The sequence below is a fragment of the Nocardia sp. NPDC051321 genome (assembly GCF_044455225.1).
GTDB lineage: Bacteria > Actinomycetota > Actinomycetes > Mycobacteriales > Mycobacteriaceae > Nocardia.
The window spans coordinates 143,459-158,234 of sequence record NZ_JBITEM010000004.1 but is presented as its reverse complement, the minus strand read 5'-3'; the positions used below and the strand labels follow the sequence as shown (position 1 = coordinate 158,234).

The following is a 14,776-nucleotide window of genomic DNA, read 5'->3' as shown; positions in this document are numbered from 1 at the left end:
TACGTCATTTCGTCAGTCCGAGCAGCGCTGCGGTGAGACCGTAGTCGGGTCCGAAGTCGTGCATGTTTCCGGTGCGGCAACCGTCTGCCTTCATCTGGATGCGCTCGCAGAACAGGCTCACCAGTTCGCCGCTCAGCGTGGTGCCGATGAGCGCGCTCAGCCGGACGTAGCCGTGCTCGCGGTTCATGATGTTGTTGACGTTCTGGAAGACCATCGGCGCCACATCGACGATTTCGGTGAGGCCGTAGGCATTGTCGCGCAACTGCTGGGTGACGTTGGTCAAGCCGGCCAGGCTGCCCGCCAGCTGATCCTGATGCTGCGCGAGAGTGCTGCTGGTGTTGGCCAGGAAGTCGTTGATCTGATTCAACGTCGCCTCCAGGCCGGGCGCCTGATCGGCGAGCAGGCCGGTCATCTGGGTCATCCGGTTGCTGAAGTCGCGCACCGACTGGTCGTTGTCGGCCAGCATCGTGGTCAGCTCGTTGAGCTTGACGATGATGTTGGAGACCGCGTCCTTGTTGTCGACGCCGACCTTCAGCGCGCCGGACAGCGCGTTGAGCGTGTCGCGCATCTTCTCGCCGTTGCCGTTCATCATCGGGTACAGCACCCGGCCGGAGAGCGGGCCGATGCCCTCGCTGCCCGGTTCCGGCTTGAGCGCGGCGGAGAACTGATCGATGGTCTTGATCATCGTGTCGAGTTCGACCGGCGTCTTGGTCTTGGCCAGCGGCAGGTGCGCGCCGTCGGCCAGCGTGTCGCCCTTGGTATAGACGGGGGTGAGTTCGACGTGCCGGTCGGTGACGATGGACGGCGAGATGATCGCGGCCATCGCGTCTTTCGGGATCTTCACGTCGTTGTTGATCGACATGTGCACCTCGATGAAGGTGCTCTTCGGCACGATCTTGTCGACCTTGCCAACATCGAGGCCGAGCACGGTGATCGGGTTGCCCTCGTAGATGCCCGCGATGTTCTCGAAGTCCGCGGTGATCTGCATCGTTTGGCCGAGCGCGTTGTTCACCGAACTCGGCACCAGCGAGCAACTGCCGACGGCGAACGCCGCGGCGCTGATCACGAGCGTTTTGACGATAGTCCGTACCTTGACGGCCTTCAGGAAGGTCATCCCTGGCACCCCTCTATCACTTGAGCGAAGCACAGCCAGTTGTCCGGGAAGATCCACGGCAGCCCGACGCTGCCGTACGGTCCGTTGCCGCCCCAGGAGTTCGCCAGGTAGCGCACGGTCGGCGGCATCAGCGACAGCAGTCGATCCAGGTTGTCCTTGTTCTTCTGCAAGCCCTCGGACATCGTGTTCAGCTGCTCGATGGTCGGGCCGAGCTGGTTGTCGTTCTGGGCGCCGATCTCTTGCAGCTGCTTGGTCAGCGACGCGACGTTGTCGAGCAGCTGACGCAGCAGACCCTGACGTTCCATCACCCGGTTCGCGATGGCCTCACCCTGGGTGATCACCAGCAGCACGCTGTTGCGGTTGTCGCCGAGGATCTGGGTGACCCGGTTCAGGTCCTTCAGCAGGCTGTCGACCTCGCCCTTGCGGCTATCCATCACCTTGGCCAAGGCGCCGACGCTGTCCAGCGCCTGCGCCATCAGCTGGGGGGAATCGCCCATCTGCTGGTTGATCAGGTTCAGCGAGTCCGACAGTTTCTTGGTGTCGAGTGCCTCGAACTTCGGCGTGCCCTCCTGCACCACATCGGCCAGGTTGTACGGAACCGCGGTGTTGGACACCGGGATTCGGCCGCCCTTGAGGCCCGAGCCGTCGCCGGGATCGAGGTCGACGTACCTGGCGCCGAGCAGCGTGGCCATCTTGATCGAGGCGTGCGCATCGGGGCCGAGCTTCACGCCGTTGTTGACGCTCAGCGTCAGCAGCACGTGATCGCCCTCGAGCTTCGCGCCGTCGACGCGGCCGCTGGTCACGCCTGCCACGCTGACCCGGTCGCCGACCTTGACCCCTGCGGCCTGCACGAACTCGGCCTTGACCGTCTGCTCACCGACGCCGATCAGCTTGACCAGGCCGGACGCGAGCAGCAGCACCACGATGAGCGCGCCGCCGAGAATGCCGAGCCAGAAGTAGCGGTTGGCGGCGAATCTTGCTTTCAGCTTCGTCATCATGGGCGGCACACCGCCGAGTGCGAAGTGCCACCGATCTGCGAGAACAGCCCGCGCGGGAACAGCACGCCGTAGAGCGAGACGTCCAAGCCGCAGAGATAGGCGTTGGCGTAGCCGCCCTCCGAGGTGTGCCTGCCCGCGGCCGACAACAGCTTGGGCAGGTCGACCGCGGCCTGATCCAGCTTGGCGCCGTTGGCAAGCAGCAGGGTCAGCGCGGCGCTCGTCGAGTTCTGCGCGGTCTGCAGCTTCGGCTGGATCTGACCGACCATGTCGACCAGCGAGCTGGTCGCGTTGGCGATCTGCACCGTCGAGGTCTGCAGCGACTGGCCCTGCTCGTACAACCCGCCGATCAAGGCCCGGGTCTGCGTCACCAGGGTCTCCAATTCATCACCTCGTTTGGCCAACCCCGCCATCACGCCGGAGAGGTTGGAGATCACATCGGTCAGGATCGCGTCGCGGCGCTGGAAGTCGGTGGCCAGCTGGGCGGCCTGAACGATGAACGCGCTCAACGAGACTCCGTCACCCTGCAACGCTTGGATGAAGGTCTCGGAGAGGCGGTTCACCTGCTCGGGCTGCAACGCCTGGAACAGCGGCTGAAAACCGTTGAGCAGGCCCGAAACGTCGAACGACGGCTCGGTCCGGTCCAGCGGGATCGACGCGTTGTTCTTCAGCTGCGCCGGGCTCGACGACTTGCCCGGGGCCAAGGCCACATACCGCTGGCCGATCAGATTCTGGTAGCGGACAAGGGCTTTGGTGTCGTCGAAGAGCGTTTGATCCCGCTGCACGACGAAGGTCACCTTGGCCACTTGCTTTTTCGACTTGGCGTCGCGGTTCAGCTCGATCTTGTCGATCTTGCCGACCCGCACGCCCGCCATTCGGACATCGTCGCCCTCATGCAGGCCGAGCACATCGGAGAAGGTCGCCGAATACGTGTTCGTATCACCATTGACGATGCGCGCCAGCGTATTCCAAACCACGATCGTGACGAGAATCGAAACGATCGCGAAAATACCGAACCCGATCAGCGGTTTACGAATACTCATCGGCCTACCCGGTTGTCGGCCACGTGCATGGTCCCGCCCTTCAAAATCGAGCTCAGCAGCAGATATTCGGCGATGGTCGGCTTGCGGCCGAGCAATGCCGTGATCGCCGCGTCACCCTGGTAGGAGATCTCGCTGGCCGACGGTGTGCCTGCCGGTGCGGCAGCCGGCGCCACCGGTCCCTGGGCCGGAGCGGGCGCCGGAGCGGGCGGCTGACCAAGGCCGGGCAGCATCGGGAACAGACCCTCGAGCGGGGTGCCGGCGAACGGCCGTGGCGCGCTCGGCACCGCGGCGTCGGCGGGCCGCGAGTCCGGCATGGTGACGCCGGGTATCGCGGGCAGTCCTGGCATCGGCACCACCGGCGGCAGGCCTGCCGCCGAGTCGAGCGCCCTCGGCTTCAGGTTGTCCGGCAGCGGCGGCAGCTCGTTCACCGCGGGCGCGGTGGCACAGCTCGGTCCGGCCAGTTCGCCGTAGCGCGGGCAGTCGGCCACCGTGTACGGCTTGTACGGGGTGAGCGTGATGCCCGCGTCCCACCGCTGCTGATGCTGCGGGCCCCAGGTGAAGGTGGAGTCCATCCTGCGGGTCGTTTCGCTGAGGTTCAGGATCGTCTGGGTGATCGCGTTGGGATCCGCGGCCAACGCGCCGAACATGTCGCTGGTGCCCGCGGTCACCTGCTTGCCGACGTCGCCGTTGCGGGCGAACAGATCGTTCACGGTGTCGATCGTGCTGCTCGTCCCGGTGATCAGCGAGACAAGCTCGCTGCGCCGATCGGCGATGGTCCGCGCGGTCTGCACCGAGGTGCCGAGCACGTCGAGCAGTTCCGGCGAGGACTCGTTCAGCGCGTGGAACGAGCTGGAGAAGTCGCCGAGCATCACGCCGAGGTTCGGGATCGCGTCGTCGACCGATTGCAGCCAGTGGTCGAACCGCTCGACGGTCGAGCCCGGCATCCGGCCGCTGCCGTCGAGCGCCTGGGACAGCGTGCCGAGTACCCGGCCGAACTGCACCGGGTCGATCCGGTCGAGGATGTTGCGCACCGTGGTGAGCGTGTCCTGCAGCGCGAGCGTGCCCTTGCTGCGGTCTTCCTCGATGATCGAGCCCTCGTGCAGGTACTGGTCCGCCGGTCCGTTGAAGACCAGCTCGACCGAGGTGACGGCGAACAGGTTGCTCGGCACCACCCGGGCGGTGACGTTGGCGGGCACGCCCTTGGCGAACTCCGGCTTCACCTCGATCTGCACCTTCTGCAGCTCGCCCTTGGCCGCGACCTCGACCTGCTTGACCGCGCCGACCAGCACGCCGCGGAACTTGACGTCGGCCTGCGAGGGCAACCCGTCACCGGTGGTGGTGAGGTTCGCCGTGACGTTCACCTTGTCGATGAAGTACCCCTGGTAGCGCAGCGTCAGGAAGCCGAGCACCAGCGCGAGCACGATCAAGCCTGCCAGTCCCGCGACAAGCAGCTGACGCATTGTGGGACCACGCCCACTTGGATCGATGATCATCTGGTGCTACCCCGAGATCCTGATGCCGGGGTTGATGCCCCAGATCGCCAAAGTCATGAACAGGTTCGCGAAGACGACCGCGATGATGCACACCTTGATCGCCCGGCCGGCCGCGACGCCGACGCCTTCCGGTCCGCCGGAGGCGAAGAAGCCGTAGTAGCACTGGATGAACGTGGTGATCGCGACGAACAGGATCGCCTTGACCAGCGAGTAGATCACGTCCGTCGGCACCAGGAATTGGTAGAAGTAGTGCTGGTAGGTGCCGCTGGCGGTGCCGCCGATCAGCTGCACGGTCAGCGAGCAGGAGAGGTAGGCCATGGCCAGGCCGAGGCAGTACAGCGGGATGATGGCGACCATCGCCGCGAACATCCTGGTGCTGATCAGGTAGGGCAGCGGCCGGATCGCGATGGACTCCAGCGCGTCGATCTCCTCCGAGATGCGCATGGCGCCGAGTTGCGCGGTGAACCGGCAGCCCGCCTGCGCGGCGAAGGCGATGGTGGCGAGCAGCGGCCCGAGCTCACGCGTGGTGGCGAAGGCGGAGATGGCGCCGGTGATCGGGCTCAGGCCCAACAGGTTCAGCGAGTTGTAACCCTGAATGCCGACGGTCATGCCGCCGAACGCGCTGAGGATGACCACGACGCCGATGGTGCCGCCGCCGACGACCAGATTCCCGTTGCCCCAGGAGACATCGGAGAGTAGCCGCCACACTTCCTTGGGATAGTGCTTGAGCGCCAACGGGATCGAGCCGATCGAGCGCAGCAGGAAGAACACCTGATGGCCCAGTTTGGCGAGCAGATCGACCGGCGCGTTCGCGGACTTGCGAAGCTGCTGGAACGGCCGCAGCAGCGGGGGAACATATGTCGACGACACTCAGACCACCTGTGACGGGAACAGTGCGTTGTACACCTGCGTGATGACGAGATTCACGCCGAACAGCATGATGGCGGAACTCACCACCGCGGAATTCACCGCGTTGGCCACGCCGCCGGGGCCACCGCGCGCGTTCAATCCGTTGTCGCACGCGATGATTGCGGCGAGTAGTCCGAAAATCAACGATTTGACAAGCGCGACAAAGAGATCGGTAGTAACCGCGAACGACGAGAACGTGCCGATGTAGGAACCCGGCGTTCCGTTCTGCGCGAAAATGTTGAAGATGTAACCGGTCAAGAATCCGACAAAAACGACGAAGCCACAGAGCAGCACACTCACCAGCATCGCCGCGCCGAGCCGGGGGGCGACCAGCCTGCGCATCGGATCGACGCCCATCACCTTCATGGCGTCGATCTCTTCCCGGATGGTGCGCGAGCCGAGGTCGGCGCACACCGCCGAGCCGACGGCGCCCGCGATCATCAGCGAGGTGACGAGGGGAGCGCCCTGCTGAATGATGCCGAGGCCGTTTGCCGCGCCGATGAACGAGGTGGCACCCACCTGGCCTGCGATCGAGCCGACCTGGATGGAGACGATGACGCCGATCGGGATGGCGACCAACAGCGTGGGCGCGGCCGAGACACTGGCCATGAACGCGCACTGGCGGACGAACTCGTTGAACGGGAAACGGCGGCGGAAGATGGCGATGAACAACTCGGCGACCGCGGCGATCCCCATGGTGATCTGGCGACCGAAGGTCTCCAGCGAAGCCTTCGGATGGTCCGTCCAGTAACCCTTGGTCCAATCGACCGCATCACTCATCCGTGATCCTGTTGGAGGACTCTTGGTCGACTGCACTGGCTAACCCCTCTCGACGCCGGTTGGCTGCCCCGACGACTTGTTTGCTTGACGCACCTTACTACGTAGTAAGCCAGAACACACCACCCTCCTGTGATTGCAGTCATAGACCTCGGTCACTGTGGTCTAAACGCTATGGCGCAGGCCACCAGCATTGGGTCAGCGCCCAAAAAAGTGGGTGGTTCTTCTGGAACAAGTTACAGGTCAACCAGGCGAATCTGCCGCCCAGACATGATCATCACACTAATTTATTCGGATAGAGTTCATTCAAAATCGCATTTGTTTCCGGAACCGAACAGAACGGGCTGTACTACTGTTCGAGTACAAACTCCAAGCGGCTATCCTTCCTTTTCATAGCCTGTCGCTATTATTACAAATAAGAGACATAATGTGCTTATGTCTAAAAATGGGGTTAAGGCTCGCCCGTGGCGGGACACCCCGTAGTAGAAGACGCGCCCGGGCTCGAATACTGACACGATGGGTGCGACAGATTGATATCGTGCGGACTTCCGACGTCTGGAGGGACATGTTCAGCAAACTCGCCAAGGTGGCAAACGCCGCCTTCGCCGTAGCCCTCGGTGCGGCGCTACTCGGGACGGGCGCGGGGGCCGCTCAGGCCGAGCCCGGGCCGCCGGTCGTGGGCGGAGGTTCCGGCATCATCATCGATAACCAATTCGAATGCACCGTCACCACCGTCGGCCACGACAACGCGGGCAGGCTCGTCGGCCTGACGGCAGGCCACTGCGGCGATCCCGGTGCCGAGGTATTCGCCGAGAGCAACCGCGGCGCCGGCGTGATCGGCCGGTTCGTCTACTCCAACCATGATCTGGACTACGCCGTTATCCAGTTCGAGCCGGGCAAGGTCGTCCCGGTGAACCGGGTCGGCAATGTCACCATCACCGGGCTCGGCGCACCCGCGGCGTTCCCGAACATCGTGTGCAAGGAAGGCCGCACCACCGGCAACACCTGCGGCATCAGCTGGGGTGACGTCTTCGGGTCGAACATGGAGACCTGGAGCCAGATGTGCGTGGTGGAAGGCGATTCCGGCGCGCCGGTGGTCATCGGCTCCACCCTCGTCGGCATGGTGAACGCCTACCTCGCCATGGCCTGCTTCGGCCCCGAGGTCGGCACCAACATGAGCACGATCATGGACGACATCAACGCCCGTGGCGGCGTTGGCGCAGGTTATTTGCCCATCTGAGACGACTGATCCCGGGGAGTACATGGGTAACTCCCCGGGTACGGGCTTACCCATCCACCCCCCGGCACCGTCGGCCGCCGACGCCACAGTCGCGCACCTAGATCTGGCCTGAATACCCGGAGAGGCGGGACTGCGCGGGCGCCCCGGTTGACTGAACCGGTTGCGCCCGCCCACTTCTCGTTATTGCGCTGACTTCTCGGTCTGGACCGGTGCGATCGCAGGTCCGGACACCGCGCACTGCGGCATGCAGTCGACGCTGTCCAAGGTGGCGGGGCGGCGGGCCGGCCGGAGCAGCGCGGCCGCGAGTACCGCACCGGCGAGCAGCAGGCCGGCACAGATCCACATGGCGGTACCGAAGCCGTGGTTGAAGGCGACCGGATCGCCGAGGGCCCCGGAGATTCCGGCCAGGCCGGGCAGCGCGGCGACGGCGAGTAGTTGCGCGGTCCGCGCGACGGCGTTGTTCACCCCGGAGGCGATGCCCGCCTCGCTGGACGGCACCGCGCCGAGCACGGCCCCGGTCAGCGGGGCAACCAGCGCCGCCAGGCCGAAGCCGAAGACCAGCACGCCGGGCAGCACATCGGTGAAATACGCGGTGTCCGGCCCGATCCGCAGCAGCAACAGCAGACCGCCCGCGGCGAGCAGCGGGCCGATCGTCATCGGAATGCGCGGGCCGTGCTGCTGCGCCCAGCGTCCGGCGGGCGCCGAAAGCACCAGCATGATGAGCGTGATCGGGACCGTCGCCACGCCCGACATCAGCGGCGAATATCCCGCCACCAGCTGCAATTCCAGGATCAGCAGGAAGAAGACGCCGCCGAGCGCGGCATAGACCGCCAGGGTGACCAGGTTTGCGGCGGTGAATACCCGGGAGGCGAACAGCACCGGCGGAACCAGCGGATGATCGCTGCGCATCTCGATCACCACGAACGCGGTGAGCAGCAGTACGCCCGCCACGATCAGCAGCGGCATGGTCTCGATCAGGCCGAAGGTCAGCGCGCCGAGCGCGAGCGCGACCACCACCGCGCCCGGCACGTCCAGCCGCGCTTTGGCATTCGGATCATGGCTCTCCGGCACGTGTTTCAGCGCGACGAGCACCACAACGAGGGTGAGCGGAACATTGATGAAGAAGATGGAGCGCCAGCCTGCCAGCTCGATCAGCCAACCGCCGAGGAACGGCCCGAACGCGCCCGCCACCCCGCCGAAGCCAGACCACAGGCCGATCGCCGCGCCTTGATCACGCCGATCGATGGAGGAGGAGATCAGCGCGAGGCTGCCCGGCGTCAGCATGGCACCCGCGACGCCCTGCAGGATGCGTGCGAACACCAGCATCTCGATGTTCATCGCGGCGCCACACAGCACCGAGGCCACCGCGAAACCGATGGTGCCCCAGACGAACACCTTGCGCCTGCCGAGGCGGTCGCCGAGCGAGCCGCCGAGCAGGATGAACGAGGCCAGCGTCAGCGTGTACCCGTTCAACGTCCACTGCAGGCCTGCCACATCGGTGTTCAGCGATTCGCCGATGCGCGGCAGCGCGATGTTCACGACGGTGGCGTCGAGCGAGGCCACCGACGAGCCGAGGATGGTGGCCAGCAGAATCCAGCGGCCGGTGGCCGATTTCAGCCGGGGGAGATCAGTCGTGCTCACCGACCCAACTTAGCCGCCCGATGCCGGGTTTTCCGGCAGTTCACGCTGGGCGCAACGGTGTCAGATCTCCTGGACGCAGACGACGAAGTGGCGCTGCTCGTAGACGTATCCGGTGCCGCTGCCGCAGACGTTAACGTCGTCGGCGCCCTCCACCCGCTTGACCACCTTGACGCCCTTGACCGGCGACGCGCCGGTGCAGTCGACCCGCTTGGGGTCGTCCCCGCCGACGTCCATGCAGCCGCCGACCACCCAGTCGATGTCCAGGCAGTACGCGCCCTGCTCGATCCCGTTGAGGGTCTCGGCGTAGTAGTTGTCGGCGTCGCCAACGCACTGGGTGCTCTTCGGCGCCTTGCCGATCACCTTGTAGTTGGCCGCGCGGCTACCACAGGACGCCTTCGCGATGGTGGCGTTCGAGGTGGTGCCGCCGAGGGTGACGCAATCGCCCTCGTTGGCCTGGAAGTCGGTGTTGCCGCCCTTGCTGGTCGGCGTCGGCTTGCCGGTGGTCGGCCGGCCAGGGGACGGCTTCGGTGTGCTGGTGATCGAGACGGCGTTGATGGTGCCGTTGTCCACCGCGGGCTGCGCGTGACCGCTGACCGTCGAACTACAGCCGACCAGTGCCAGCGCGGCCGCCGCGACGAATGACGCAAACGCGACACGACCCCAGGTCAGTTGACCAGACACGAAACAGTCCTCCCGAGCTGTCACGCTCCGAACTCACGCCCCCGTAAGAATCCGAAGTAAACAAAATAAAGCTGTGCTTGAAATACACGCCATGCATACACCATGGAACGCGCACACGTCGACTCGACCGTGGAATCGAGGTTCCAGCAACCGATCTGAGTACAGTGGGTTTTCAGAGTTGGAGAGGAGGTGCCGGTGAAGCTGATCAGCGTGATCGTCTGCTCGGCCGCCGCGGTGGTCACCTCTCTCGGAGTACCGGGGCTGGCCTCAGCTACCGATGTGCATTGCACTTCGGAAAACGGGACGGACATCACAGTCATCGAGGGGCGAACGGCCTGTCGTGCCGCCACCGACCTGCTCGGACAGGCGAAATCCCTTGGCATCGACGGTGTCGGCTACGCGAACGCCACCGCAGGAGCCACGGCGGTCGGCGTCGGCGTCCGCGGTGGCGTCGGCGCAAGCAGCGGTGCAGGCGGGATGCCGATCGCGATCGGGATCGGCCAGGACGCGATCGCCTCGAGTTCCATTGACAGCGGTGAGGTTTCGGCCAGTCCCGGAGTGCCGATCGTCGCGGTGTCGGTCGCGCTGGACGGGTCCCGGGCCGGCGCGCAGAGCGCCGATCACGCCGTGGTGTGCCTGGGTGGCGGGGCTTTCGCCTGGAATTCGCGGACCGGCGACACCTGCCTCAGCACGCCCTTCGGCCGCTGGCAGACCCCGGCGCACCAGCTACCCTGAGGGACGCACCCGCAATCGGTGGTGCGGCCTCGCGCACCGGCGCTCGCAAGCGCTCCGAGGAGGTGAGACCTGATGGTTTCGGCAATGGCAGCGGGCGGCTTCGACGCCGCCGACTCGGCGAACGGCAAGCTCGCCGCGCCCAAAGAGATGCGGGTCGACCCGCGGTTCATCCGCCTGGCCGACCAATTCTTCGGCATGTTCAGCCAGTCGAGCCGCGGCGGCGGAGCCCTGGCCGTCTACCTCGACGGCAAGCCCGTTGTGGATATCTGGGGTGGCTGGGCCGCTAAGGATCGACGCTGGAACGGTGACACCGTCGCGCTGACCTTCTCCACTGGCAAGGGTGTCGCCTCCACCGTGGTGCACCGGCTGGCCGAACGCGGACTGATCGACTACAACGCGCCGGTCGCCCGCTACTGGCCCGAATTCGCCGCGCACGGCAAGGACGACATCACCGTGCGCGATGTGCTCTCACACCGGGCCGGGCTGCATCGGGTGCGTGGCCTCGTCCCCGGCCGGGAGGGCATCCTCGACTACGACGCGGTGATCCAGGCGCTGGCGGACAGCCCGCCGGATCCGCGCCGCATCCGCACCTCGGGCTATCACGCGATCACCTTCGGCTGGCTGGTCGCCGAGATCGTGCAGCGCGTCACCGGTGATCCGTTCACCGACGTGGTGCGCAGAGAGATCGCCGAGCCGCTCGGTCTCGACGAATTCTGGTTCCGGGTACCGGAATCGCAGCGCTATCGGATCGCCAAGATCTTTCCGCACCTGAGCCCGCCGGGAATTCGCTGGAACACCGCCTCGTCGGTGCTGTCCTGGGTGCGCCCGATTCGCGGGCTGGCCGAGGCAGGCATGCCGGAGAGCTTCGACGAACTGGTCCGCGACCCACGGGTACACGACGCCGTGATGCCGGGCTGGAACGGCGTCTTCTCGGCGCGCGCGCTGGCCAGGATGTACGGGGCGCTGGCCAACGAGGGCCGGGTCTACGTGCCGCAACGCGGCGAGACCGTGCAGTTCCTGCGGCCGGAGACGATCGAGACCATCAACCAGGTGCAGCCCGCCGAGAGCCGCGACTACGTGCTCGGGTTGCCGCTGCGGTTCACCCTCGGATACCACCGGCCGGTGTTGATGTCCAAGCAGCAGCCGCGAAAGGCGTTCGGGCACTACGGTGTCGGCGGGTCGGGCGCCTACGCCGATCCGGAGCTCGGCATGTCGATCGCCTTCGTCACCAACCGGCTCGGCAACGCGGTGACCGCGCTGGGCGACGCCCGGCTGGCTCGGTTGGCGGCGACCGCGCGCAATACCGTGCGCAGGGCCAAACCGACGGTCGTCGTCGACGAAACCGATTCCTAGACCGCGTCGAACCCACGGACCGGTGAGTTCGTACCTATAGATATGGACGTGGGCGCCGCCGAGCCGGCTACCGATGCGCCGCGGGCACCGCGGCTGATCGTGCTGCACGCGCTGGCCGCCGGCCTCGACTTCGAGCGGTACTTTCGCTGGCGCCGGGCGCGCGAGGGCGATCCGTTCCTCGTGCGCTTTCCCGGCTTCGGGTCAGGTCTGTTCACCGGCACGGCCGCGGGCGCGCGCGAACTGTTCCGCGCGCCGGCCGACGCGCTCGAACCGCCGCGGCCGAATCCGATCGAGCCGCTGGTCGGCACGGCGTCGCTGATCCTCGCCTCGGGTGAGCGGCATCGTCGCGATCGGGCGCTGCTGGCACCGGCCTTCCATGGTGCGCGGATCCGGGCGTACGGGGAGATCATCCGGGATTCGGTGCTCCAGGAGATAGCAGGAGACACCGGCCAGCAGTGGCGGCCCGGCGCACGGATCGATGCGCGGGCCGCGTCGCGGGCGATCACGCTGCGGGTGATCCTGGAGGCGGTGTTCGGCGTGGACAGTCACCAGCGCCGGGCCGAATACACCAGGGCGGTAAGCGAATTCCTCACCGCGTTCTCCGGGCCGCTGATGCTGGTGCCACTGCTGCGGCACGGGCTGTTCGGGCAGGCGCCGTGGGATCGGTTCGTCGCGGCCCGCGAGCGGCTGGATCGGTTGATCCGCGACGACATCGCGCACCGGCGGACGGTCACCGGGCGCCCGGCCACCGACATCCTCGGCATGTTGCTGAGCACGCGCTACGACGATGGCACCGCGCTCACCGGCGACGACCTGTGCGAGCAACTGCGCACGCTGCTTGTCGCCGGGCACGAGACCACCGCGACCACCCTGGTCTGGGCGCTGTTCCACCTGCACCGCGAGCCGGCCACCCTGGCCCGGCTGCGCGCGGAGTTGCGCGCGGCCGGACCCGGCGCGAGCCCGGTCGAACTGGCCGGACTGCCGTATCTGGACGCGGTGTGCCAGGAGACGCTGCGTCTGCACCCGGCGGTGCCCATCGTGGTGCGCAGGCTGACCGCGCCGTGCACGCTGCGCGGGGTGGCCTTGGCGGCCGGGGACACGATGGGAGTCGCGGTGCCGTTGCTGCACTCGGATCCGCAGGTGTGGTCCGACGCGGCGCGATTTCAGCCGGAGCGATTCCTCGAGCGCAAGTACGGGCCGTTCGAGTTCGCGCCGTTCGGCGGCGGGCATCGGCGCTGCGTCGGGGCCGCGCTCGCGGACTACGAACTGCGAATCGCGTTGGCTACCATCGTGTGCCGAGTACGGCTGCGACTTGCCCCTCGGTATGCGAACGGCCGTGCGCCAATGTCGGTGCCGCACAACATAGCAACCGGTCCGCATCGCCCGATTCTGTTCGACGTCGAGAGTGATTTACATCACGAAGACGTTTGTTAACACCGGCAGGCCGACCTACCTGCGGCATCGATCGCCACACCGGACTCGCCGACGTGACCGGTAGCTTTCGCGGAAGCGACCGACCACCGATGGGTTATGTGACGGCTACCACACCGGACGGTATGGACGAATCATTATGAAACGCAACTGGCTTCGAGCCGCACCCGGACGGTAGGAAGGAGGTCGGGTCGGGCCGTCAATACCCGTGGGGTGAGCTCTGCCCGCTCCACGCCGATGAGAGATCTCGTGCCACGCGTGCGCCTGCGCGGGTGCGGCGAGAGATGGAATGGACGAGAAACCTATGCATGTCGCTTCGCACACCGGGTCGCTACCTGCCCACCGCAGGAGAGCACAGCTAACCCGCAGGCTGCGGGCCGGCGCCCTGTTGTCCGCGACGATCGCGGCGGCGGGCGTCCTGCTCGTCGCACCCGCGGGCGCCGACCCGTTCCCGTTCGGCTCCGGTTCCGCCGGTTCCGCGACGGACCCGGCGCCGCAGCAGCCGAACTTCGCGCCGCCGTCGATCAACATCGCCGACGGCGAGGTCGTCGGGGTCGCGCAGCCGATCATCATCAACTTCAAGGACCCGGTGCCCGATCACGGCGCCGCCGAGAAGTTCATCAAGGTCACCTCGTCGAAGGACGCGCCAGGCCACTTCTACTGGCGCGGCGACAAGCAGGTGCGCTGGCGGCCGAACGAGTTCTGGCCGGACAACACCGACGTGACGGTCGAGGCGGGCGGCACGCACAGCGCCTTCAAGATCGGCGACGCGTTCGTCAGCACGGCCGACGACAACACGCACATGATCACCATCACCCGCAACGGTGAAGAGGTGAAGACGATGCCGACCTCGATGGGCAAGACCAAGCACGAGACGCCGAACGGCACCTACGTGGTCGGCGAGCAGCTGCGCAAGATGATCATGGATTCGTCCACCTACGGTGTGCCGACCACCGACCCCGAGGGCTACAAGCTCGAGGTCGAGTACGCGACCCGCATCTCCAACAGCGGCATCTTCGTGCACGCCGCCCCGTGGTCGGTCGGCCAGCAGGGCAACTCCAACTCCAGCCACGGCTGCCTCAACGTGAGCACCGAGAACGCCAAGTGGTTCATGGAGAACTCCCGCAAGGGCGACCCGGTGGTCATCGTGAACACCAAGGGCGGCTCGATCGGCACCAGCGACGGCCTGGCCGGAGACTGGAACGACTAGCTAGCCAGCACAACCGAAGACACGTCATCGAGCCGAACATTACGATCAATTAAGCAATTCGCTGATCGTGATGTTCGGCTTCTTGATTCACTAGCCCCGTGCTCGAGAAGTTCAGCGTCCCTACGGATAGCGTTAACCGGTTGTTTGCCCCAGT

Annotated in this window: 13 protein-coding genes; 5 read left to right on the top strand and 8 right to left on the bottom strand. The window is 66.1% G+C overall.

Annotation, left to right across the window (positions count from 1 at the left end; all coding sequences use genetic code 11):
- Positions 1–4: 4 nt before the first annotated feature.
- The 6 genes from ACIA8C_RS10375 to ACIA8C_RS10350 are packed head-to-tail and all read right to left on the bottom strand — an operon-like array spanning position 5 to position 6,334.
- Entirely contained in the window at positions 5–1,114 is a 1,110-nt protein-coding gene (locus tag ACIA8C_RS10375; RefSeq protein ID WP_397133081.1) for an MCE family protein, read from the bottom strand.
- Positions 1,111–2,109, bottom strand: coding sequence for an MCE family protein (locus ACIA8C_RS10370; protein WP_397133079.1), 999 nt, complete (start codon positions 2,107–2,109; stop codon positions 1,111–1,113). Before ACIA8C_RS10370 ends, ACIA8C_RS10375 begins: the two co-directional genes overlap by 4 nt.
- Positions 2,109–3,152: an MCE family protein gene (locus ACIA8C_RS10365; protein ID WP_397133077.1), complete on the bottom strand. Its 1,044-nt coding sequence runs from the start codon at positions 3,150–3,152 to the stop codon at positions 2,109–2,111. The genes ACIA8C_RS10370 and ACIA8C_RS10365 overlap by 1 nt, the downstream gene beginning before the upstream one ends.
- Positions 3,149–4,612, bottom strand: a complete 1,464-nt coding sequence (locus ACIA8C_RS10360; protein WP_397133075.1) for an MCE family protein — start codon at positions 4,610–4,612, stop codon at positions 3,149–3,151. Before ACIA8C_RS10360 ends, ACIA8C_RS10365 begins: the two co-directional genes overlap by 4 nt.
- Positions 4,613–4,651: 39 nt before the next feature.
- Positions 4,652–5,515 carry an ABC transporter permease gene (locus ACIA8C_RS10355; protein ID WP_396994950.1) on the bottom strand — a complete coding sequence of 288 codons (864 nt, stop codon included), beginning with the start codon at positions 5,513–5,515 and terminating at the stop codon, positions 4,652–4,654.
- A complete protein-coding gene (locus ACIA8C_RS10350) occupies positions 5,516–6,334 on the bottom strand; it encodes an MlaE family ABC transporter permease (protein ID WP_396994948.1) in 819 nt (272 codons plus the stop codon). It lies immediately after the preceding gene.
- Positions 6,335–6,896: 562 nt separating this feature from the next.
- On the opposite strand from ACIA8C_RS10350, the gene ACIA8C_RS10345 reads away from it, so the two are divergent.
- Positions 6,897–7,571 carry a serine protease gene (locus ACIA8C_RS10345; protein ID WP_397133073.1) on the top strand — a complete coding sequence of 225 codons (675 nt, stop codon included), beginning with the start codon at positions 6,897–6,899 and terminating at the stop codon, positions 7,569–7,571.
- Between the two features lie 180 nt (positions 7,572–7,751).
- Here ACIA8C_RS10345 and ACIA8C_RS10340 read toward each other — a convergent pair whose 3' ends face one another.
- Both ACIA8C_RS10340 and ACIA8C_RS10335 read right to left on the bottom strand, forming a co-directional pair.
- Positions 7,752–9,212, bottom strand: a complete 1,461-nt coding sequence (locus ACIA8C_RS10340) for an MFS transporter (RefSeq protein WP_397133071.1) — start codon at positions 9,210–9,212, stop codon at positions 7,752–7,754.
- A gap of 60 nt (positions 9,213–9,272) precedes the next feature.
- Positions 9,273–9,893 carry a hypothetical protein gene (locus ACIA8C_RS10335; RefSeq protein WP_397133069.1) on the bottom strand — a complete coding sequence of 207 codons (621 nt, stop codon included), beginning with the start codon at positions 9,891–9,893 and terminating at the stop codon, positions 9,273–9,275.
- Positions 9,894–10,088: 195 nt separating this feature from the next.
- Here ACIA8C_RS10335 and ACIA8C_RS10330 point away from each other — a divergent pair, with 195 nt between their 5' ends.
- From ACIA8C_RS10330 to ACIA8C_RS10315, 4 genes are all read left to right on the top strand, one after another.
- Complete coding sequence (locus tag ACIA8C_RS10330; protein WP_397133067.1) at positions 10,089–10,628, top strand: DUF6764 family protein; 540 nt, start codon at positions 10,089–10,091, stop codon at positions 10,626–10,628.
- Positions 10,629–10,712: 84 nt separating this feature from the next.
- A complete protein-coding gene (locus tag ACIA8C_RS10325; RefSeq protein WP_397133800.1) occupies positions 10,713–11,981 on the top strand; it encodes a serine hydrolase domain-containing protein in 1,269 nt (422 codons plus the stop codon).
- A 48-nt stretch (positions 11,982–12,029) separates the two neighbouring features.
- Positions 12,030–13,415 carry a cytochrome P450 gene (locus ACIA8C_RS10320; protein ID WP_397133065.1) on the top strand — a complete coding sequence of 462 codons (1,386 nt, stop codon included), beginning with the start codon at positions 12,030–12,032 and terminating at the stop codon, positions 13,413–13,415.
- Between the two features lie 301 nt (positions 13,416–13,716).
- Positions 13,717–14,622, top strand: coding sequence for an Ig-like domain-containing protein (locus ACIA8C_RS10315; RefSeq protein ID WP_397133063.1), 906 nt, complete (start codon positions 13,717–13,719; stop codon positions 14,620–14,622).
- Positions 14,623–14,776 lie beyond the last annotated feature (154 nt).

What these genes read in the sequence shown, in the direction of transcription:
- ACIA8C_RS10375 (WP_397133081.1), bottom strand. Translation starts at nt 1,114, where the DNA reads ATGACCTTCCTGAAGGCCGTCAAGGTACGGACTATCGTCAAAACGCTC.
- ACIA8C_RS10370 (WP_397133079.1), bottom strand. Translation starts at nt 2,109, where the DNA reads ATGACGAAGCTGAAAGCAAGATTCGCCGCCAACCGCTACTTCTGGCTC.
- ACIA8C_RS10365 (WP_397133077.1), bottom strand. Translation starts at nt 3,152, where the DNA reads ATGAGTATTCGTAAACCGCTGATCGGGTTCGGTATTTTCGCGATCGTT.
- ACIA8C_RS10360 (WP_397133075.1), bottom strand. Translation starts at nt 4,612, where the DNA reads ATGCGTCAGCTGCTTGTCGCGGGACTGGCAGGCTTGATCGTGCTCGCG.
- ACIA8C_RS10350 (WP_396994948.1), bottom strand. Translation starts at nt 6,334, where the DNA reads ATGAGTGATGCGGTCGATTGGACCAAGGGTTACTGGACGGACCATCCG.
- ACIA8C_RS10345 (WP_397133073.1), top strand. Translation starts at nt 6,897, where the DNA reads ATGTTCAGCAAACTCGCCAAGGTGGCAAACGCCGCCTTCGCCGTAGCC.
- ACIA8C_RS10325 (WP_397133800.1), top strand. Translation starts at nt 10,713, where the DNA reads ATGGCAGCGGGCGGCTTCGACGCCGCCGACTCGGCGAACGGCAAGCTC.
- ACIA8C_RS10315 (WP_397133063.1), top strand. Translation starts at nt 13,717, where the DNA reads ATGCATGTCGCTTCGCACACCGGGTCGCTACCTGCCCACCGCAGGAGA.